Here is a 21,177-nt window from a genome sequence, read left to right on the forward strand (position 1 = left end):
ATCATGATGTATCGTGTATTGCTACCCAATGTCAATTGGTACTCAAGGAGTGAATAGTCCTATTGGTGACAATACTCTCCGTTAGGTATTACAGCGTTTTTCAAGCAAATAAACCACGGGCTGGGGAACATTGCCGTATCCCTACGAAAATCTGTAGTTCAATAACTGAAAATAGCTGTAAGCGGTGTTGACAAAAGAACAAGTGAGAGCTTGCCCACCATGTTTTGATGTTTGATTCCCCGTCGCTGATTTTACGACAGAACGCGCAGGAATAACTCGTGGCTAACCTATCTACGTAGAAAAGTTAACGTATTGTCGGGACATGAGCCGGAGCAGCCGGGTGCAAACAAAGCCAGAACAGTTCAAACTGATAAAATGCTAGAAGACCCGGAAAAACAAAAGGAAATCTGGACTGATTATGTTTGGGCTGACACTGAAGCAGAAGCTATGCAAAAATGCCAAATAAAAGCACAAGAAGCGACTGTGGAAGGGAAAGCACTCGTGAAGTTAATTGGCTAACCCAAGAAAGTAGGTAAAGGAAAACGTTACGAATGCCAATTTGAGGGAGAGATTTATGACGCTTGAGCTTCCAGTCATTCCGAAACCTGGAGAAGTATTTTTAGCAGTAGAACTGACTGCTGTGCAAAATATGACTCTTGCACAAACCCTGAAGTTATTGGAAGATATGGGCTACAACCCGTCTTTGCGGTATCGGCAATCCCCAGATGGTAGGGTTTGTGTTTATGCTCTGCTCAGACATGATTTTGTTAATCCAGAAATCTTGCAAAATTCTGATTATCTTGGAGAACAACTAGACGCCTTAGCTGAGGTAATTGAACCTGCCGATGCTATTACATCACCTCGTGGCATTAGTAGCGCCAAAATACCTGCTGTTGTATAGAAGACATAAGAGTGAAAATGATTGTAGAGACGTAGCACTACTACCTATCTACGAGGGTTTCAGGCAACGAATAATTAATTTCACTCTTATGTCTAATGGTCATGCTGGTGTGCCAAGTCGCCAATATCTGTATCAACTGCACAGTTTTTAATCAACTGCCTCAGTTTATCCCAATCTGAGTCTTCTGGCGTTGCTGGCCCAGGTGTACGGTTTTCTTCAACAAACACAGATTATAACTGACTGCCCCTCATGCCCTTAAATTGGTTCGTTAGGATGAACCACACCGTTTTGGAATCTGCCTTTGACTGACAATATAGCTTTTTCTTGCTTCTACATAAATCATGATAGAGTCCCATTCTGGTTAAGAATATTGCCACACAATCTTTATTGACCAAGTTTCGTTAGGATGTTGTAACCTGGGCAATAGCGACTCTCTATTGATGTAACACCAGGCGTAGGCGTAGCCCGTCGTAGACATCGCTTTTTCACATCCATGACAACAACCATCGACGTTCTCAGTCACCTTAACCCTAGCCAACGTCAAGCTGTCGAACATTACTGCGGCCCGTTGCTAGTTGTTGCTGGCGCAGGTTCCGGTAAAACACGAGCGCTGACTTATCGCATTGCCAATCTAATTTTGAAACACCGCGTTGATCCAGAAAATATCCTGGCGGTTACTTTTACCAACAAAGCCGCACGGGAGATGAAAGAGCGGATTCAACGGCTGTTTGCCGAACAACTGGCTATGAAAGAATACGGTCAGCGGTTGGATTTGTTAACAGAATACCAACAAACGCAATTGCGATCGCAAGTTTACAAAAACACGATCAAAGACTTATGGTGTGGCACTTTTCACAGTCTATTTTCTCGCATTCTCCGCTTTGATATTGAAAAATATGTAGACGAAAAAGGACGCCGTTGGAATCGCAATTTCTCTATCTTTGATGAATCAGATGTAATGACTCTGATCAAAGAAATCGTCAACAAACAGTTAAATTTAGACGATAAGAAGTTTGACGCCCGCTCTGTCCGCTACGCTATTAGTAACGCTAAAAACCAAGGTTTATCACCCCAAGGATTTGAGCAAGAACAACCCAATTATCGCGGACGAGTAATTGCCCAAGTCTACAATTTATATCAAGATAAGTTAGCAGAAAACAACGCTCTCGACTTTGATGATCTAATTCTTGTACCTACTAGATTGTTTCAGCAAAATGAGCAAGTATTGGGTTACTGGCATCGGAAGTTTCGCCATATTCTTGTAGATGAATATCAAGATACCAACCGCACTCAGTATCAACTAATCCACTTATTAGTTACTAATGGCGAAACCAGAAAGAGCGAATGGGAATGGCAAAATCGCTCAGTTTTCGTTGTCGGCGATGCAGATCAATCAATTTACAGCTTTCGGATGGCAGATTTCACCATCTTGTTGGGATTTCAGGAAGACTTTGGTGATGGTTTGGTAGATGATGACACTCGGACGATGGTTAAGTTGGAAGAAAACTATCGTTCTTGTGAAAACATTCTGCAAGCGGCTAATGAACTGATTGAAAATAACACCCAACGGATTGATAAAGTCCTCAAACCAACGCGGGGGCCGGGTGAGCAGATTACTTGTTACAAAGCGGATGAAGAACTCGCAGAAGCCGCATTTGTAATCAATCAAATTCGGACTTTAGAACAGCAAAATCCAGAATTAAGCTGGGGCAGTTTTGCCATACTTTATCGGACAAACGCCCAATCTCGCCCCTTTGAAGAATTGTTGGTGAAATATCAAATTCCTTATACAGTTGTGGGGGGAATGAGATTTTACGATCGCAAAGAAATTAAAGATGTCATTGCTTATTTAAGAGCGATCGCTAACCCAGCTGATACAGTCAGTTTATTGCGAGTCATCAATACTCCCCGGCGGGGAATTGGCAAAACCACTATTGACGCTTTGGTAAACGCCTCTCAGCAACTAGGGACAACTCTGTGGGAAATACTCAGCGATGAAACATCAGTTAATACATTAGCTGGACGGGCGACAAAAGCTGTAAATAGCTTTGCCGAAATGATTAGCCGTTGGCAAGGACAAGTTGCTACGCTTTCGGTAACTGAGGTTTTGCAAGGAATATTAGAAGATTCTGGTTACGTTCAAGACTTGATGAATCAAGGCACAGATGAAGCCACAGATCGAGTAGAAAACGTCCAAGAACTTTACAACGCTGCACTGCAATTTCAAGAAGAAAACGAAGAGGTTTCCCTTCAAGACTTTCTAAATAGTGCTGCCCTCAGTTCCGATTTGGATAACTTAAAAGAAGGGCAAACAGCCGTTTCTTTAATGACTTTGCACGCTTCCAAAGGTTTGGAATTTCCTGTGGTGTTTCTAGTGGGATTAGAACAAGGGCTATTTCCCGGCTTTCGTTCCCTAAGCGATCCCGCATCTTTGGAAGAGGAACGTCGCTTGTGTTATGTGGGAATTACTCGCGCTCAAGAAAGGCTGTATTTATCACACGCGCGTGAACGCCGTTTGTATGGTTCTCGTGAACCTGCTGTGCGATCGCAATTTCTCGACGAATTACCAGAAGAATTATTAACTACTCAACGCCTGAGTCGTCAAACTTATACTAAAAGTGCCTCTACTCCTAGTGGAAAACAAGACACAAAGCAGAATTGGCAAGTAGGCGATCAAGTATTACATAAAACTTTTGGAATTGGTGAAATCACCCATGTTTTCGGAACAGGTAATAAGATGTCTGTGGCAATTAAATTTTCCAGCTTAGGACAAAAAATTGTTGACCCAAGAGTAGCGCAGTTGCAACGAGTAGAGTGATGCAGCCGCAGATCCCCGACTTCTTTGAGAAATTGGGGATCTTGTTTTTCATATTTCAATTTCTTCAAAGTGTTCAACAGTGGGAAATGGTTCATAAAAATGATGCAGAAGTTTTTTCCACTCTTGATACTTAGCAGAACTTCTAAATCCCACAGTATGAGATTCTAAACTTTCCCATCTGACAAGTAATAAGTATTTACCTTGGACTTCTATACATCTATGCAATTCATGGGATAAATATCCGTTCATAGAGAAAATAATTTTAGAAGCTTTTTTGAAAGCAGTCTCAAAATCAGATTCTAGACCAGGTTTAACATGAAGCATAACTGCCTCAAGAATCATAAAGTTTTGCGGTAATAATTAAGCTAATGTTATTTAGTATAAGGTGAATGAGATGTCTATGACAGGCTATGTCTACGCACAGTTTATTAAATCAAAAATAATTATTAAAAAAATAGCTAATAGCAGCACAAAACGGAGTATATTGACCGTTAGCATCTAGTTTTTCATAACCTTGAGCAAGTAGCTGTATTTCTGCTTCAGTTAAACCATCAGTAGCAAGCAATGCAGCGTCAATTGCTAGCCTACGCATATTTTGCAGCTTGCTGATATTGAGTCCAAGCTTCTCAATCGTTGTTTCAGCAGCAGCTTTTTTAGCTGGCTCATCTGTTGATTGAATTTCACCAGAAGGAAGATATTTAAAAAAATCAGTGCAGGTTATGTCTAGAGGTGAAACCATCAGATGATTGTCATACCACTTATCTTTTCTATGACCACAATGTACTGGTACTCGAGTTTGCTTTTCATCTTCACCTTGACATGACACCATGAGATTTGTATATTCATAAGTCAATTGTGTATAAATACTTTTGGGTTTCAAGTGTTCAATATGGCATTCATTCCTCATGATCGAAGCACCACAGTAGCAGCAGATATAACCTTGTTCACAGAGCAATGCCTCGAACACGTTATTTTTCACTGATTGTTTGAATTTTATCCAAGGAAGTATCTTACCGCCAAGCTTCTTATTCCATTTAGTTAAGCTAATCGGTTCTGCACCCTTTTTTATGTGTTTCATCGATTGATAATTTCCTTGCGCCGGATGAGTACATCTGCCTTTACAAACTCCGGCTCATCTGCTCCAATTTCATTGGCTAACTGTTGTCGTAATTGCCTAGCACCTTCCAGGTTTCCTGCATCAATTAATCGAAAAAGTTCTAAAAGACTTTCCTTAATTTCCTGTGGACGAGCTGGAACATCCATTAAGTCTTCTAGTATTCGATTGCTATCTCTCCCAAAGGAACTTTCTGGTCTTTTAGCAACAACACCTTCGTCTGTTTTTTCTAAAATGTAAATTCCTTCCGGCTTGACTTGGCTAATTACTTGAGGCGAATGGGTGGTGACAATAAATTGGCAATTGGGAAATGTTCTTGTCAAAGCCGGAATAATTTCTCGTTGCCATTTCGGGTGTAGATGTAGTTCAATTTCATCAATTAAAACAATACCACTACCTTGGAGGGGATCTGGTAAACCTGGGTTGGCTATTGCCAATCGTCTTGCTAAATCTCCCACCATTGCCAGCAAACATTTCTCTCCATCAGATAGCTGATTGACTATAAGTTCCTCACCTTTTTTTCTGACAGTCATTCGTAGAGGTGAACGTTCAACTCGCAAGTTAAAGAATTCCGGTATCAATGAAGAGATAGCTTGTCTTACTGCTTCTAATTGTTTGTCTCGATAATCAGGGTTATCCCTTCGTCTTTCATTCTCTAAGTCTTCTCGATTTCTAAACCATTCAAAAAATGTTTTGAAGTCTATTCTTCCTTCTGTGAGTGCCTGCTCATAAGCATCTACTTGTTTAAAAGAATATGCCTCTGAAATTTCTAGAGGCATATCAATAACAGCACGGTTAACGGGGTAATAAACTGCTAAAGGAACATTAGCATCAGGAATAGTTGCTAATTGATTGTTTAAGTTTTCAATAGCTGTTTTGATATCTTCTCTTAATCCGCTACGTATTGTAGTTGCTATTTCTGTACGAAGATTTTCACTTTCTATCAGAAAAGTCTCAAACTTAACATCTTTATAATTTTGTAGATTCTTTCTTATTTCTTTTTGTAAATCGGAAATTCTTTTGATATGAGCTTGAAAATCAATGTACTTACCATCATTATTTTTTACACCTTGATATTGAGATATTGACCAAGTTAATTCTTGTAATTCTATAAATACAGTAATTTCGTTATGTGTTCTTTCCCGTCCGTTTGTAACATCTTGTGTAATAAAAAAACGTAAAGACTCGAGTGAGTCTTGGATCTGTCCAGTAAACTGTGTTAGAAGAATAGCAAGACAGTCAAGAATACTCGATTTTCCCACACCGTTGATACCAATAAGTACTGTTGGGACTGTTTCATCAAACTCAAGCATCAAATCACCGATTCCACGGAAGGATTGCATTTTCAAGTGCTTGACTTTCATAATAATTACGCTGATTTTAATTGAATAATACCTTTATCAAAAACGCGATTATCAGTAGCGATCGCACCAACTTCTATTCTATCTTTATACACCTCATAATAGGCAAAACTTAAATCACTGGTGGAATACTCTGTCCACTCGGAACGTCCTACAGGACGATTACCAGCACCCGCGCCACAAATTAAATAAGTTGTCCCATCAATAGCACGGGTGCGTTCATAATTATGTTCGTGACCATTGATGTAAAGTTGAACACCGTATTTTTGAAATAGAGGAGTGAAAGTTTTAATAAAATCTGGATTACTCCCATACTGACCCGATGAATAAATTGGATGATGTCCAAACACCACTTTCCAAGGAGCATTACTAAGACTTAATTCTTTTTCTAACCAACTTAGCTGGTTTTTCCAATCAGTATTAATGTTAGTATCTAAAGCGAAAAATTGTACTTGATTCCGTTTAAATGTATAGTAACGTCCCTTCATATTAAAGCCGACATACTTGACTTGTGGTTCACCATTAGCAGTACGAATATCGTGATTACCTAAACAAGCCTGAAATTTCACACCTTGTTTGAGCAAAGCCTTATAAGGACGCTCAAAAACTGCACTAATTTTCTCAATTTCGCCGTTATTGTAAATGTTGTCTCCAGCTAAAACGACTAAATCATAAGGATTTTGTTTGTGATACGCATTCATTGCCCCAGCTACAGCATACTGTCCTTTAGCCCCAGTCCCCGTATCTGCTACAGACACAAAACGTAATAACAAGTCTTTTTTGAGTGGATTGGCGGCTATAGCTGTTGTTGAATCCGTAATATCAGCACTTTGATGATTTTGGTCAGCTAACATCCAGCCTAAAAATCCTGCACCAATGGCGCTGAGGCTACTTAAAAATAAAAATTGACGGCGTTTCAGGTTCATATATTCACCAAATTTAATAAATAAGTAGGTAGGCAGAAACAATGAGCAATGAAGTGATACATTAAGGCAAAAGAAGGCAGCACCACTAATAATGTACGTTGTTTGTCTTTGATTCGCTGCTTTTGGTGAAAGTTCCATGTCACAAGACAATCAGTCAAAACCGACAGATGAGCAGGTAACTCAACCTCCCCAAAAACCTTATCAGAGTGTTCAGCCAATTTGGAAGGCTAAAATTATCCAACTTCTCCGAGGGACGATTGGGGTTTTAGAAGTAACGGTGGAGAAACTGGAGACAGCACCCCCACCTGGTGCTAACGAAACACCCAATTTTTTCCAGCAGCTTCAGTTGCGATGGGGGGGATTGTTAAGGACAATCCGCTTGTTTTTACCATCAAATTTGTCAACAAAGTTATCAGATACAGCTTTGACAGGAATTGTTACTGGAATTGCTGTAATTATTGTTTGGACAACTGCGATTGTCTTTACTGGTAAACCTACTGAAGTAGCAACAGTTCCACCGATTAAGGAGGTTCCTGCACCGACACCAACGATAACTACTCCACCGGAGTCAGTCGTAACAGAACCACAACCGCTACAGCCACCAGAGGAAATTGCGCCGCCGCCAGAAGTACAAACTACCCCACCAACGCTGGAACTGGAACCAGAACCAATTCCCACGCCAACGCCAACCCCAACATCAACGCCGACACTAACCAGAGAATTGACACCTGAACAAGCCTTGATTGCGGCTATTGAAAATCAGGTAGCGGAAATTAGCGATCGCATTGCCTCTGGTCTGATAAAGTCAATTCAAGCCAACTTCCGCACGAGTAATCTTACAGTCAAAATTAGTGACGATTGGTACACTCTCAAGGAATCTCAGCAGGACAAACTAGCTGCGGAGATATTACAACGCTCTCAAGAACTTGATTTTACCCATTTAGAAATTATCGACTCCCAAAATAGGCTAATAGCGCGTAACCCAGTTGTCGGTACTCAGATAGTGATTTTTAAACGGCAAACAGCAAGTTAAAATAATTCGTAATTAAGTTTTGTAATAGGGATTTAGAAAAACCATACACTTTTTTCGATAAACGCGAAATGTGTGTCTAAAACATTTTTTAGCTCCTATCAAATTAGCAAAAAAGTGTTTCGTTATCTTGCAAATAGATGTATTTTATCAAATGGTTTTTTTAAAAGCATTAACAGAACATAATTTCAGACATCAGAAAACGCGTTGAATTGATAGATATAAATTCAACAAAAGTATGTATTCTGTAATAATTTATGTAAACACTTAATTTTGGCCTTTAACTTCAGGTATTTATGTTACAAAACATCTCGCTACTGCTCCAAGCTTGTAAAAACTTAAATATCAGCTATGAGATTCTTCATCCATCTGAAAACTTAATTAAAATAAAATTGAATAGTAAACAGCATTATTTTTGTAACTATAGCACTCCGTTACTTAATCAAGCAGTAGCACACCTCGTCAAAGACAAAGAATACACATATCATGTTTTAAATAAAAAAATTAAACTTCCTCGGACAGTAGGTTTTCTCTCGCCTTTTTGTGACAGCAAATATAAGATTTACTTAAAATTTCCAACTATTCAAGAGATTGTATTAGAAATCAAAGAAAATTTTGAAGCACCAGTAATTATTAAAAGAAATTCTGGTGCGAGCGGTCATAATGTCTTTTTATGTGAGAATATAAATGAAATTGAAATTGCTTTAAAAGAAATTTTTAATATAAATAATAAGTCTGATTACGTCGCTCTTGCTCAAGAATTTATTCATATCAAATCTGAATATAGAGCGGTTTTCTTAAATAAAGAGTTAGTTTTGCTTTATGAAAAAGATATAACTGATGCAAAATTTGTCGGTAATCTCAGTCCTCTACACTGGGATGGTGCGAAAGCCAAATATATCAATGATCCACAAATATTGTCAGAGATTGCTAATTTTGCTAAACCAGTTTTTAAAGAATTAGACCTTGATTATGGTGGTTTTGATATTGTATTAGATCAAGATAATCAATATTGGTTAATTGAAATTAATTCTCATCCAAACTTTAGTATTTTTATTAGAGACAATGGAGAGGATCATGTGTTGAAAATTTTTGAAAAAATGCTAATTAGCCTAGCCTCAAATTGAAGAAACAGATTAGGGAACAATTTTTGATTTTGGATTGAAGAAAAAATCTAAAATTTAAAGTCGAATGACTTATAACTCATTACCTCATTGCCTGAGTTGGTATCCATACAGTAAAAATTGAGCCAATACTTACAGTTGATTCTACTTCAATTCGACCTCGATGAAGTTCTATAAGTTGTTTAGTTAAAGCCAGTCCAAGTCCAGTGCCTTCGTAGCGGCGGCGATAGGGTGTATCGAGTTGCTGAAATTTCTCAAACAGTAATGGTAATTGTTCTTCAAGAATGCCGATTCCGGTGTCTTCCACTTGAAAAATAGCAGTATTATCTTCCACCCAAAGACGTAAGGTAACGCTGCCACTTTCAGGGGTGAATTTAATAGCATTAGTTAACAGATTCCAGAGAATTTGTTCTACTCGTTCGGCATCAGCGGTAAAGCGATCGCGCCTGGGATCGATTTGCAAATCAAGTTTGAGATTAATTTGTTCACTTGTTGCTTTTTTTTGCAGTGATTCTATAGCATTTTCGGCAACACTCGCTAAAGAAAATTCCGAAATATTTAAAGCTGTTCTACCAGCCTCGATTTGCGATAAATCGAGGATGTCATTAATCATGTTTAATAAATGTTCTCCACTATCGTGGATTGTTTGCAGATAATCCCGTTGTCGTTGACTCAATTCACCTAAGGGCCAGCGTAACAATGTAGAAGACATCCCAATAACATAAGTTAAAGGCGTAAGCAATTCGTGACTGATAGTAGCGAGAAATTCACTTTTGAGGCGGTTAGCAGCTTCGGCAGCGAGGAGGGCATCACGCAGTGCCCTGGTGCGCTCAATAACTCGTTGTTCGAGAGTTTGTTTTTCTTGGGTGAGCGTTTGCATTAACTCAGCTTGGTGAATAGCGATCGCTAATTGTTCTGCGATCGAAGTCAGCAAGTTTTTTTCACTATCAGTCCACTGGCGGGGATTATCGCACTGATGAGCAATCAGTAACCCCCACAGTTTTTCCTCAAACATAATCGGTGCCGCCAACTTAGCCCGAACTTGGCTTTCCCTTAAAAAATTCAATAAACACTCTTCCAGGGAATAAGTTTTTTCAACATCATCCACAGCTAAGGTAAAGCCTTGGCGATACTTTTCCCAACATTGAGAGGTTCGTATAAAGCAATTTTTATCCGTGTAATTCAACACCGATGTAATAGCATCTGTCGCCCGGACTTCATAGATAATATAACTACCATACTCTTGCTGGTCTTCTAGTAGGGGTTGATTATTAACTGACACAAAAGGCAAGTGTTTACCGTTATCATCGTGTATAGAAAAATAGATTCCAGAGGGTTCCCTAAGCGACAGTTCCATGCCTGTTGCCAGTGCCGTTTCATTCAGGGGAATAGTGTCAGGCTGGTATTGTTGAGTCTTGACTTTGGAGCCTTCAAATTTATAAATTACTAATCTGTCTAATTCCAGAAACTCACGTACCTGTGTAATTGCTGTTGCCATAATAACCGACAAATCAAGGCTTTTGCGGATCTGCGTTGTTACCTGATTCAACAGCCGCTCTTGGGAAATCTGTTTTTTCAAGGCATCTTCCACGGGTTGACAGATATAAACTGCCGGTCCAATTGAGCTTGGAGGTGCTATTATTTCTTGGTTTGGCTGAGTTAAAAGATATTCTAATAACAACAGCGTGAATTGACTTTGGAGAGTGGCATCATTAGGTCTAATAATTTGGCGATAGCGTTCGAGATTTTGGTGAGTATAAGAATCGCACTCAAACAAGTCTCTCAATTTGTAGATAAAGGAAGCGATCGCCTCTAAATTAAATGTCAACCTAGCATTGAGTCCTGAGTCCTGAGTGGGTAGTTGTTCTCCCTCATCTCCCTTGCTCCCCTGCTCCTCCTCAAAGTTCCCTACCAAGAGCGCACTAAACTGCTCAGAAACCACTAGTGTAAACCTTTGCCTTTGCCACTCCACAGGTATGCAAATCCGCACCAACACAGCTTCTGTCAGTACTAGAGCGGCACTTCCCACCCTTTGAGCCATCTGCTCCAACAATTCCCCAAGCTGATTAAATACAAGAATAGGCAAGGTTCGAGAAAAGCTCAAATCAGGAGAACTAAGCATTTTCAATCATTTTGGTAAGAGGGGCTGAATGCAGGGAAAAAAGTTTGTTTTGATTGTGTACTAACCAACAGTTTAAAACGGTAAAACAGAATTATGCATCGTATAAGTAGCACATCGGGTGGATGGAATCAGTCAGAGGGTTTAATTTTTTTAGAACAAACTCCAGCGCCTTTCGTGTTGATTACGGCTGCTGATACCGACATTCAAACTTTGGCAGCTGCGCTTGGGAAATTACCTGCAAGCTTTCCTGCATTAAGAGTCGCAAACCTGTTGCAGTTGCAGCAACAATTAAGTGTAGATACTTATGGAGAGCAAGTTTTGGAACTTGCCCAAGTAATTATTTTGCGCCTGTTAGGAGGACGCTCCTACTGGGGTTATGGCTTAGAAGTAGTGCAGGAAATTGTGCAACGTAATGGTAGAACCCTTATTGTAATGCCAGGGGACGACGCTTTTGATCCCGATTTAATTTCCCAGTCTACCGTGCCCTTGAGTATTGTTAACCAGGTATGGCAGTATTTTAGCGAAGGCGGCGTAGAAAATTTTGTTAATGCTCTCCAATTTATCTCTGACAGTTGCCTGTTAACTGCATACAATCCCCCGCTACCCCGGCCAATTCCGCGTGTGGGATTGTATGAATGGGGAGCAGGGAGCAGGGAGCAGGGAGCAGGGGAGCAGGGGAGCAGGGGAGCAGAGGAGCAGGGGAGCAGGGGAGTGTTAGAACTTGATTCATCCACCTTTGAACTGGATTCATCCACCTTTGATACTCGTTCATCCACCTTTGAACTGGATTCATCCACCTTTGATACTCGTTCATCCACCTTTGATACTTGTTCATCCACCTTTGAACTGGATTCATCTACCTTTGATACTCGTTCATCCACCTTTGATACTCGTTCATCTGCCTCAGAACTGGATTCATCCACCTTTGATACTCGTTCATCCACCTTTGATACTCGTTCATCCATCTCAGAACCTCAAAGCTTCCAATGCTCTATCCCCAAAGTCGGCATTCTTTTCTACCGCGCTCATTATTTAGCGGGAAACACTAAGGTAATTGATGCTTTATGCGAAGCTTTGGTACAGAAAAATTTACAACCAGTGCCAGTATTTGTTTCCTCATTGCGTGAACCCGATGTTCAGACTGAGTTGAGTGAATTTTTCCAACCCAAAGAAGCCGAATCAATCGCTGTGCTGCTGAATACCACCAGTTTTTCTCTAGCACGCTTGGAAACCGAAACACCCCAAATCGACCTGTGGCAAAAATTAGATGTACCTGTGTTGCAGGTAATCCTTAGTGGCGGGTCAATTGAGCAGTGGGAGTCACAGTTTCAAGGACTTTCTCCCCGCGATATTGGGATGAATGTAGCGCTACCAGAAGTAGATGGGCGGATTATTACTCGTGCTGTGTCTTTTAAAGCAGTGCAAACTCGTAATCCCCATCTAGAGACAGATGTGGTAATTTATGAACCAGTAAGCGATCGCATTGAGTTCGTTGCTAAACTAGCAGCCAATTGGGCGCGTCTGCGTGACAAACCCCCCCAAGAACGGCGAATTGCCCTAATTCTGGCAAACTATCCCAACCGGAATGGACGCCTTGCCAATGGTGTGGGACTAGACACCCCAGCTAGTTGTGTAGAAATCCTACAAGCTCTACATCTGGCTGGGTATGAAGTAGAAAATCCACCTGCTCAAGGAGATGAGTTGATTCAATGGCTAACAGCTGGCGTAACCAATGATCCGGAAGGTCGAGAATGGCTTCCAGTACAGCAAAGTGTCTCTTGGGAAGAGTATCAACAGTATTTTGCTTCCTTGCCGCCAGCAGTGCAGCAGGGTATTAGTGAGCGTTGGGGAGTGGGAGAGCAGGGGAGCAATCAAGAATTCTTCCCCTCTGCCCCTCTGCCCCCCTGCCCCTCTGCCTCTTTCCCCGTTCCCGGAATTCAACTGGGCAATATTTTCGTGGGAATTCAGCCACCAAGGGGTTATGATAATGACCCCAGTTTGAATTATCATGCGCCGGATTTAGAACCAACCCATGCTTATTTAGCTTTCTACTATTGGGTCAGGGAATGTTTTGGTGCTGATGCTCTAGTTCATGTGGGCAAACATGGAAATCTAGAATGGCTACCCGGTAAAAGTGTGGCTTTATCCAGTAATTGTTATCCAGAAGTGGCTCTCGGCGCACTTCCCCACCTGTACCCGTTTATTGTGAATGACCCTGGTGAAGGTTCCCAAGCCAAACGTCGCGCTCAAGCGGTGATTATAGATCATCTAACGCCGCCCATGACTCGTGCGGAACTCTACGGTTCTTTGCAACAGTTGGAAAATTTAATTGATGAGTATTATGAAGCGGAAAGTTTAGATCCTTCGCGTTTGCCAGTGATTCGCGATCGCATCCGCGAACTGGTAATTAAAGAAAATTTACACCAGGATTTGGGGATTCAAAACGAAGAAATTTTAAATTTTGAATTTTTAATTTTGAATTCCATAGGTGGCTATCTTTGTGAATTGAAAGAAGCTCAAATCCGCGATGGGTTGCACATTTTTGGGCAATGTCCCGAAGGACGCCAGCTGCGAGATTTAATAGTAGCGATCGCTCGCATACCCAATCGCTACTCTTCAGGTATTACCCGTGCCATAGCTCAAGATTGGGGACTAGATTTCGACCCCCTGACAGCAGATTTATCAATGCCTAGTGGTGAATACTCAATAGTCAATGGCACAGAATGCCGTACCCTCGGTGATCTCGTCGAAGTCTTAGAAGAACACGCCGCCCTTCTAGTAGAAAAACTAATAAATCAGGACTCTTGTACAGACGCGATTCATCGCGTCTCCCCCCCCAGCACAGACGCGATAAATCGCGTCTCTACCTGGATACGCGATCGCCTATTTCCAGCTTTACAACAAACCCCCGAAGAAATTACCCATTTATTACACGGACTCGATGGCGGTTACGTCCCAAGTGCCCCAGCAGGCGCACCCACGCGCGGCCGCCCGGAAGTTCTACCAACTGGGAGAAATTTTTATTCTGTCGATATTCGCGCCATTCCTACAGAGACAGCTTGGGATATCGGTAGAAAAGCCGCTGAAACCCTGGTTGAATATTACACTCAAGAGCATGGTGAATATCCCAAAACACTAGGCTTATCAATGTGGGGAACTGCCACCATGAGGACAGGCGGTGATGATATTGCCGAAGCCTTGGCATTACTTGGAGTTCAACCTGTGTGGGATGGTGCCGCACGGCGAGTAGTGGATTTTGAAATTTTGCCTTTGGCGATTTTGGGGCGTCCCCGTGTAGATGTTACCTTGCGAATTTCTGGATTCTTCCGAGATGCTTTTCCCAACTTAATTGACTTATTCGATCAAGCAGTGTCAGCAGTGGCAGATTTGGATGAACCGCCAGAACAAAATCCCCTCGCAGATGCAGTTCGCCAAGAAACTGATTTGTGGACAAGCCAAAAATTAACTTTAGAAGCAGCAGTGGTGCGATCGCGCTATCGCATCTTTGGTTCTCGTCCAGGTGCTTACGGCGCTGGACTTCAAGGTTTAATCGAATCGCAAAACTGGACAGATGACCAAGATTTAGCTCGCGCCTATATCAACTGGAGTTCTTACGCCTACTCCTCAGGAAGTGGGGCAGAGGGAGCAGGGGGAGCAGGGGGAGCAGGGGAGGATAAAATCTCCAATCCCGAATCCCCCATACCTAATCCCGAAGCCTTCAAGCAACGCTTAACGCAGATGCAAGTTGTGCTGCACAATCAAGATAATCGTGAACACGACCTACTTGATTCTGATGATTATTACCAATTTCAGGGTGGCTTAACAGCGGCGGTGCGTTCTCTACAGGGAAAAAATCCCCAAACCTATTTTGGTGATAATTCCATACCCGCCCAACCACGAGTCCGCCAACTGAAAGAAGAAATTGCACGCGTGTATCGTTCTCGCGTAATTAATCCTAAGTGGATTGCGGGAGTCATGCGCCACGGTTACAAAGGTGCGTTTGAAATGGCAGCGACGGTGGATTATCTATTTGCCTACGATGCTACAGCTAAATGTGTCGAAGATTATATGTATCAAGGCGTAGCAGAGGCTTACTTGCTCGATCCAGTTGTGTCAGAATTTATTCAGCAAAAGAACCCTTACGCTCTGCGTGATATTGCTGAAAAATTATTAGAAGCACACAAGCGCAATTTGTGGGAGAATGTAAATATAGGAACATTAGAAGCTTTGAGGAACCTAGTACATCAAGCTGAAGCAGTTATCGAAGAAAAATCAATGGTGTAGGAAATAAATATGGAGAATCTTGCGTATTTGCACCTAGCTTCCGCCTACGAAGACAGCACACCCAGTGAATTGGTCTCCCTCAGTTCTTTGTTTAAGGACGCAGTTGCACCAGACTGGAAACGGCTTTCAGGTAGGGCTTGGAAGTATATGTTGCCCCTTGCTCTGTCTTTATCCATTCTTGGTGCCCTCAGCAGCGTCATGGCACTGGAAAAAGGCGATCAAGGCCCTTCTGTCAGAAATCTACAACAAAAGTTGAAAACAGCAGGTTTTTACCAAGCTTCTGTTACCCAAGTATATGACGCATCCACACAAGAAGCTGTGCGACGCTTCCAAAAGTCCGCTGGTTTACCAGTGGACGGCATTGTTGGAACAAGCACCCTGCAAAAATTAGAAAGCTGGCAAGCTAAAAAGCCCAGTACTACAACTACACAAGCTAAAAAGCCCACTGCTGTAAGTACACAAGCCAAAAAGCCCAGCACTACTAGTTCAACTAGTTCAGCAACTAGTAAGCGCCACAATCCCAACTACCTTGCTAAGGGAGATGAAGGTGAAGATGTCAGGGTTTTGCAAGAACGCTTAAGAATTGCAGGCTTTTATTACGGGAACGCCACAGGAATATTTGGCCCGATTACCGAAGAATCTGTCAAGCAGTTCCAAGATTCTTACAAATTAAGCGTTGACGGAATTGTTGGTCCAGCAACATTACGTAAATTGCCGGGAATTGGCATCGGTGATGGAGAAGAGGCTCCCAAAAAGGTAGTCAATCGAGATAAACTCCGTGTAGGCGATCGCGGTGAGCCAGTTAGAATTGTTCAAGAACAATTGATCCAGGCAGGATATTTAGAGGGAGAGCCAAATGGCTACTATGGGCCCTATACTGCCGATGCTGTACGAAGATTTCAGGCAGCGAACTACTTGAGTGCAAGTGGCGTTGCTGGCCCAACTACCCGAGCTAAATTATATAGCTCAGTTAATACTACTAGCAAAAGCGAATTTAATACCCTAGAAATCCAAACCCGACTACGGGAGCGGGGTTTTTATAAAGGCAAGCTGAACGGTGTGATGGCAGCTGACACCAAAAAAGCGATTAAACAAGCCCAGGAATTCTACGGTATCAGTCTCAAGGATCTTAAGAGCGGACGCTTTTAGCATCCGCTTTGGTGTTGTTAGTATCAGTCCTCAACTGGTTGCTTGCCTCCAGTAACAGCAAATTACGAACTGCTCAAAATTCCACTTATTTGGTTAATTTGAGTAGTTTCGTCTTATTATCCACCCAAGTGCTAAAGCGGCATCAGTGCCCGTTGGCACTTAGGACACACTGCATGAATAGTCATTTGACAGTCAAGTAGGTGAAAACCTTCTTTTTGAGCCGTTTTAGCCCCAATTTTTAAAATTGAGTCGTTTTTAAACTCAATGGTTGAGTTGCATCTGACACAAATTAGGTGATGGTGATGATGGGGATAGGGCTGGTTGAGTTCATAATGCTTATGTCCCTCACCCAGTTCTAGTTCCCGTAAAATTCCCATTCTTGCCATCAACTTCAAAGTCCGATAAATAGTTGACAGACTGATCCCTTCACCATCAGTTTCTAGCCGATGATAAAGATCTTCCGCACTTAGATGTTCACCTTGCGGAAGTTCTTGAAAAATATGTAAAATTGTTTCGCGCTGGGGAGTTAAACGCCAGCCTCGGTCGTTCAGTTCTGCTTTGAGTGAAGTAGTTGTGTAGACAGTCATACTAATATTTCTCAACAAATATCGTTAATTGAGAATATAACAAATATTTAGAGCAATTTGCAACAATCATTGCTTATTGATAATATTTACTAAATACTTAAGAACAATTCATAAAATCTTGCTCAAAATTCAAGTAATAAGCTGTAGTGCATTGAATTTGCATACAACTAATAGTTAGGATACTTGTAACAATTGCATCCCTTGACTTGGAATTTTGTATGAGTGAATTTTGAATTGCTTAGTTGATCCCCACCTTCAACATATCTGAGCAAAGGTCTGGGGAAACTCTTGTACAATTAAATGCAAATTATTTGCTACAAGTCTTTAAGAGGCTTTTGACCTGGGGATCAAATCAGTCCTTTGTCCTTAGTCATTTGTCAAGCGCAGTTTTCTAATGACAAAGCGCAAAGTCTGAGCGTCGGTTTCCGGCGATCAGAACTTTGTAAGAGATGACTAATGACAAATGACTAACTTAGAGACTCCAAATAGTCGCGGATGAGGTTGCGTCGCTTGGGTTGACGTAGCTTTTGCAAAGCCTTGGATTCAATTTGTCGGACTCGTTCCCGCGATAAGTCAAGAGCGCGTCCAATTTCTGCTAAAGAATAAGGATGACCATCTGCCAAACCAAACCGCATCAAAATTACATCGCGCTCCCGACTAGTCAAATCTGACAGAAGATGATGCAAATCTCTTTGTAAAGATTCTCGCATTAACATCTCTTCTGGGGTTACACTGTCAGTTTCAAGTAATTCGCCTAACTCAGTGTCTTTATCCTTGCCTACCTTGGTTTCTAAAGAAACGGAGCGAGGAACCCGCAACAAAACTTCTCTTACTTGGGTCGGTGTCATCTCTAACTCAGTAGCTAAGTCTTCTAGAGTTGGGGTGCGACCTTTTTCTTGAGCAATTTTGCGTTGGGCCTTTTTGATTTTGTTTAACTTTTCGGTAATATGAACAGGTAGACGGATCGTGCGACTAGAAGTAGCGATCGCCCGTGTAATTCCCTGACGAATCCACCAGTAAGCATAGGTACTGAAGCGATAACCCTTAGTGGGGTCAAATTTTTCTACAGCCCGCTCCAAACCCAGTGTGCCTTCTTGGACTAAATCCAATAATTCTAAACCGCGATTTTGATACTTCTTAGCAACAGACACAACTAGGCGAAGATTAGCCTTGATCATGTGTTCTTTTGCTTGCAGTCCTTGGGACTGAATTTGCTCCAACTCTTCTACTGTCAACTTGGCAATTTCAGCCCAGCGACGTTTGCCATCTGCCAAAGTCGGTCTGAGATCCGGTACCATTATGCCAGCAGTGGCAGCCCATCTTTCCAAAGACGGGCGATGTCCTAGTTCGGAGGTCAGACGTTCTTGAACTTCAATTAACCGCAGATAGGGCGTAATCACTTCATCCCCTTGCTTTGCGGCATTAGCAAGCACTATCCGCATCCGCAAGTAGCGTTGGACTTTTTGAGCTTCTGAAACCTCTTCATCCCGCCCTAACAAGCGAACTCGACCAATTTCTTGAAGATATAGACGTACTAGGTCTGTACTACGACGGTTAGTGTTAGCAGCAAAGTTAGCATGGTCAACAGAAGCCATCTCCAGCTCCTGTAGGTCATCTACTGATAACTCACTTTCATCAACCGTGAGATCCGAGTCCAAAGCCTGGCGGGACTTTTTGGTATTATAGGGGGCGTCTGCATAAAAAGATGTTGCTGGCATAAAGATCGTCTCAATGGCTCCAGGTAACAATAGATTTCGGTCAGCTTAGATTACGGTCAGCTATTCAACTGTTGCTATTGTTCCCGTGATTCACGATGAACTAACACGGTTGAAGGTTCCATTACAATTTTTTTAGAAATGAACTGTAAAGGTTTTATTGGATACAGTATTACTGAACTTAATCTGCTGCTAAACTTTTAATTGAACCAATAGCTATTCAAATCCACAGCTAGGTTTTCAATATTTAAACTACTTAGTTAACATTTCAACCTTGATGCTTTCTGATAGTCATTTTTGTAACCCAGTATAAACATCCTTCAGTGAATGTCATCTTTATAATTGGCATAGTCACATTTACATGGCTATAAAAGTAATATCCTGACGATTTACCAATTTTTTCTCAGGATTATTCAGGTATAAGTAGAACTAATCAATATCGGGTAAGTGATTAGTATTAACGGCAAAAATTCTATCGACACGGATATAGAAGACCCAAAGAGTAAGTGACGCGTCCTCTTCCGTGTCAGTATTAACCCGTTAATTTCAACTTCACAGACTATTAACTAGTACAGCATGGCGTAAATAAACCACCCATTCCAAGTCAATGAAACACTTACGCTGTATACCTGTTTGAATTTTTAATTTTACGGAAAGTCTATAGCAAGATTCCGCAGGATGCGTTGGCTGACAGCGAACAGACGCCACTTGCTTCTCCCTACAGCCCTTTGGGCATCCTACGGCAGGCGCTAGCCTCTCCCAATAGTAAGAAGGGGAGTCACTGCGTTGCGTATTTTCCCCCAGTTGTAGCAAGTGGCGTGAGACGCGCAAGGGACAAGCCGGGAGACCCTTGACGCTCGATTACTCGCTACCGCTACGCTAACGGCAGTTCCTCATGGAGGAAACCCCCATCGCCTTTGGCGTCTCCCTTTGGGAGAAGACCGGACTGCCGACGCTGCTACGTCGCTCTAAGCGTACCCCTGCTCTTAAGCAAGCTACGCGCAGCGTCTCTAAGAATTGCTATGCCGTAGACTTTACGCTGCGCTAACACCAACGCAGTGGCTCAACTTTCCAAAACAAATTTTGAATTCCGCCTTGCGGTACTAGTAGTTGTACTCTGGCTTGATATCTCGCAGCATCAGTTCATCAAGTGCTTGTCGCGGTGTGACTTCACCTTGAAGTAACCGATAAACTTGCTCGGTAATCGGGACAACTATGTTTTGTTGCTTGGCTCGTTGCATCAAAACCCGACAAGTGTTTACTCCTTCAGCAGTTCCTTGTAAATTTGTGAGAGTTTCTGTAAGTGACTTACCACCAGCTAGCTGGTAGCCGACTTGATAATTGCGACTTAAAGGACTATTGCACGTTGCTAACAGATCTCCTAGACCCGATAAACCATAAAATGTTTCCGTCTTTGCACCCCAGTCATTGCCAATGCGAACCATTTCTGTAAGTCCACGGGTGACTAAAGCAGCTTTGGCATTGGTTCCCAGTTGTAAACCATCGCACACACCAGCTGCGATCGCAATGACATTTTTCAGTGTTCCCCCCAGTTCCACCCCCAAGGGATCGGGATTGGTATATACTCGAAAACGTTGAGAAGAAAATACTAACTGCACTACTTTAGCAGCCGTGGGAATATTACTGGCTACTACCGTTGCTGCTGGTAATTCTAGTTGAATTTCTTTAGATAAATTAGGTCCAGACAGGACAACCACTGCATGGTTAGGGAATACTGTTTGCCAAATTTGCGACGGCGTGCAGGTAGTTTGAGGGTCTAAGCCTTTCGTCGCTGTTACAAAAATTGTCTCTGGAGAAAGGGGGAAAGAGCGAACTTGGGAAGCAACATCCCTCACACCAATCATTGAGATAGCGGACAGGACTATTTGGACATCTTGTAGCACTACTTGGAGAGTTTGGGAACCTTGACGTGACCAGACGCGCACCCTATGACCATTCGCTGCGGCTAGATTTGCCAGAGATGCACCCCAAGCACCTGCACCCAGAATTGCTACGGAGAATTTTGAGTTGGAGTACATCTGCTCA

The 21,177-nt window shown here is 42.1% G+C and carries 16 protein-coding genes; 7 read left to right on the forward strand and 9 right to left on the reverse strand.

Annotated features, from left to right (window positions below; genetic code table 11):
* The first annotated feature begins 312 nt into the window (after nt 1-312).
* Both V7L29_RS23970 and V7L29_RS23975 read left to right on the forward strand, forming a co-directional pair.
* On the forward strand, nt 313-519 hold the full coding sequence (locus V7L29_RS23970; protein ID WP_334690135.1) for a hypothetical protein: 207 nt from the start codon (nt 313-315) through the stop codon (nt 517-519).
* A gap of 55 nt (nt 520-574) precedes the next feature.
* Nucleotides 575-901 (forward strand): acyl carrier protein, encoded by a 327-nt coding sequence (locus tag V7L29_RS23975; protein WP_334690136.1) that lies wholly within the window; start codon nt 575-577, stop codon nt 899-901.
* A 92-nt stretch (nt 902-993) separates the two neighbouring features.
* Here V7L29_RS23975 and V7L29_RS23980 read toward each other — a convergent pair whose 3' ends face one another.
* Nucleotides 994-1,128 carry a hypothetical protein gene (locus V7L29_RS23980; RefSeq protein ID WP_334690137.1) on the reverse strand — a complete coding sequence of 45 codons (135 nt, stop codon included), beginning with the start codon at nt 1,126-1,128 and terminating at the stop codon, nt 994-996.
* A gap of 266 nt (nt 1,129-1,394) precedes the next feature.
* On the opposite strand from V7L29_RS23980, the gene pcrA reads away from it, so the two are divergent.
* The gene (gene pcrA, locus V7L29_RS23985; protein ID WP_334737017.1) at nt 1,395-3,719 is read left to right on the forward strand and encodes a DNA helicase PcrA; all 2,325 of its coding nucleotides are present in this window, start codon (nt 1,395-1,397) and stop codon (nt 3,717-3,719) included.
* 48 nt (nt 3,720-3,767) lie between these two features.
* Here the strand turns inward: pcrA and V7L29_RS23990 are convergent, their stop codons facing one another.
* From V7L29_RS23990 to V7L29_RS24005, 4 genes are all read right to left on the reverse strand, one after another.
* A complete protein-coding gene (locus V7L29_RS23990) occupies nt 3,768-4,061 on the reverse strand; it encodes an antibiotic biosynthesis monooxygenase family protein (protein ID WP_334690139.1) in 294 nt (97 codons plus the stop codon).
* A 91-nt stretch (nt 4,062-4,152) separates the two neighbouring features.
* On the reverse strand, nt 4,153-4,797 hold the full coding sequence (locus tag V7L29_RS23995; protein ID WP_334737018.1) for a retron system putative HNH endonuclease: 645 nt from the start codon (nt 4,795-4,797) through the stop codon (nt 4,153-4,155).
* Nucleotides 4,794-6,197 carry an AAA family ATPase gene (locus V7L29_RS24000; protein WP_334737019.1) on the reverse strand — a complete coding sequence of 468 codons (1,404 nt, stop codon included), beginning with the start codon at nt 6,195-6,197 and terminating at the stop codon, nt 4,794-4,796. Before V7L29_RS24000 ends, V7L29_RS23995 begins: the two co-directional genes overlap by 4 nt.
* Before the next feature lie 5 nt (nt 6,198-6,202).
* Nucleotides 6,203-7,120, reverse strand: a complete 918-nt coding sequence (locus V7L29_RS24005; RefSeq protein ID WP_334690142.1) for a metallophosphoesterase family protein — start codon at nt 7,118-7,120, stop codon at nt 6,203-6,205.
* A gap of 136 nt (nt 7,121-7,256) precedes the next feature.
* Here V7L29_RS24005 and V7L29_RS24010 point away from each other — a divergent pair, with 136 nt between their 5' ends.
* Nucleotides 7,257-8,153 carry a hypothetical protein gene (locus tag V7L29_RS24010; protein WP_334737020.1) on the forward strand — a complete coding sequence of 299 codons (897 nt, stop codon included), beginning with the start codon at nt 7,257-7,259 and terminating at the stop codon, nt 8,151-8,153.
* Nucleotides 8,154-8,446: 293 nt separating this feature from the next.
* Nucleotides 8,447-9,277 (forward strand): ATP-grasp domain-containing protein, encoded by an 831-nt coding sequence (locus V7L29_RS24015; protein WP_334690144.1) that lies wholly within the window; start codon nt 8,447-8,449, stop codon nt 9,275-9,277.
* Between the two features lie 79 nt (nt 9,278-9,356).
* Here the strand turns inward: V7L29_RS24015 and V7L29_RS24020 are convergent, their stop codons facing one another.
* The gene (locus V7L29_RS24020; RefSeq protein ID WP_334737021.1) at nt 9,357-11,396 is read right to left on the reverse strand and encodes a GAF domain-containing sensor histidine kinase; all 2,040 of its coding nucleotides are present in this window, start codon (nt 11,394-11,396) and stop codon (nt 9,357-9,359) included.
* A gap of 93 nt (nt 11,397-11,489) precedes the next feature.
* Between V7L29_RS24020 and cobN the strand changes: the two genes are divergently transcribed.
* Together cobN and V7L29_RS24030 are read left to right on the forward strand one after the other, a co-directional pair.
* Nucleotides 11,490-15,680 carry a cobaltochelatase subunit CobN gene (cobN, locus tag V7L29_RS24025; protein ID WP_334737022.1) on the forward strand — a complete coding sequence of 1,397 codons (4,191 nt, stop codon included), beginning with the start codon at nt 11,490-11,492 and terminating at the stop codon, nt 15,678-15,680.
* 9 nt (nt 15,681-15,689) lie between these two features.
* Nucleotides 15,690-16,829 (forward strand): peptidoglycan-binding domain-containing protein, encoded by a 1,140-nt coding sequence (locus V7L29_RS24030; RefSeq protein WP_334690147.1) that lies wholly within the window; start codon nt 15,690-15,692, stop codon nt 16,827-16,829.
* Between the two features lie 131 nt (nt 16,830-16,960).
* On the opposite strand, the gene V7L29_RS24035 is transcribed toward V7L29_RS24030, so the two are convergent.
* The 3 genes from V7L29_RS24035 to V7L29_RS24045 form a co-directional block, all read right to left on the reverse strand.
* Nucleotides 16,961-17,416 carry a Fur family transcriptional regulator gene (locus V7L29_RS24035; protein ID WP_334690148.1) on the reverse strand — a complete coding sequence of 152 codons (456 nt, stop codon included), beginning with the start codon at nt 17,414-17,416 and terminating at the stop codon, nt 16,961-16,963.
* A gap of 467 nt (nt 17,417-17,883) precedes the next feature.
* A complete protein-coding gene (gene sigC / locus V7L29_RS24040) occupies nt 17,884-19,134 on the reverse strand; it encodes an RNA polymerase sigma factor SigC (RefSeq protein WP_334690149.1) in 1,251 nt (416 codons plus the stop codon).
* 1,100 nt (nt 19,135-20,234) lie between these two features.
* Complete coding sequence (locus V7L29_RS24045; protein ID WP_334737054.1) at nt 20,235-21,170, reverse strand: NAD(P)H-dependent glycerol-3-phosphate dehydrogenase; 936 nt, start codon at nt 21,168-21,170, stop codon at nt 20,235-20,237.
* Between the last annotated feature and the right edge of the window lie 7 nt (nt 21,171-21,177).

This window comes from Nostoc sp. (assembly GCF_036916575.1).
Lineage (GTDB): Bacteria > Cyanobacteriota > Cyanobacteriia > Cyanobacteriales > Nostocaceae > Nostoc.

Coding starts and splice junctions, on each gene's coding strand:
- V7L29_RS24000 (WP_334737019.1), bottom strand. CDS start 6,197: ATGAAAGTCAAGCACTTGAAAATGCAATCCTTCCGTGGAATCGGTGAT.
- V7L29_RS24035 (WP_334690148.1), bottom strand. CDS start 17,416: ATGACTGTCTACACAACTACTTCACTCAAAGCAGAACTGAACGACCGA.
- cobN (WP_334737022.1), top strand. CDS start 11,490: ATGCATCGTATAAGTAGCACATCGGGTGGATGGAATCAGTCAGAGGGT.
- V7L29_RS23975 (WP_334690136.1), top strand. CDS start 575: ATGACGCTTGAGCTTCCAGTCATTCCGAAACCTGGAGAAGTATTTTTA.
- V7L29_RS23990 (WP_334690139.1), bottom strand. CDS start 4,061: ATGATTCTTGAGGCAGTTATGCTTCATGTTAAACCTGGTCTAGAATCT.
- sigC (WP_334690149.1), bottom strand. CDS start 19,134: ATGCCAGCAACATCTTTTTATGCAGACGCCCCCTATAATACCAAAAAG.
- V7L29_RS24005 (WP_334690142.1), bottom strand. CDS start 7,120: ATGAACCTGAAACGCCGTCAATTTTTATTTTTAAGTAGCCTCAGCGCC.
- V7L29_RS23995 (WP_334737018.1), bottom strand. CDS start 4,797: ATGAAACACATAAAAAAGGGTGCAGAACCGATTAGCTTAACTAAATGG.
- V7L29_RS24015 (WP_334690144.1), top strand. CDS start 8,447: ATGTTACAAAACATCTCGCTACTGCTCCAAGCTTGTAAAAACTTAAAT.
- V7L29_RS24010 (WP_334737020.1), top strand. CDS start 7,257: ATGTCACAAGACAATCAGTCAAAACCGACAGATGAGCAGGTAACTCAA.
- pcrA (WP_334737017.1), top strand. CDS start 1,395: ATGACAACAACCATCGACGTTCTCAGTCACCTTAACCCTAGCCAACGT.
- V7L29_RS24030 (WP_334690147.1), top strand. CDS start 15,690: ATGGAGAATCTTGCGTATTTGCACCTAGCTTCCGCCTACGAAGACAGC.
- V7L29_RS24045 (WP_334737054.1), bottom strand. CDS start 21,170: ATGTACTCCAACTCAAAATTCTCCGTAGCAATTCTGGGTGCAGGTGCT.
- V7L29_RS24020 (WP_334737021.1), bottom strand. CDS start 11,396: ATGCTTAGTTCTCCTGATTTGAGCTTTTCTCGAACCTTGCCTATTCTT.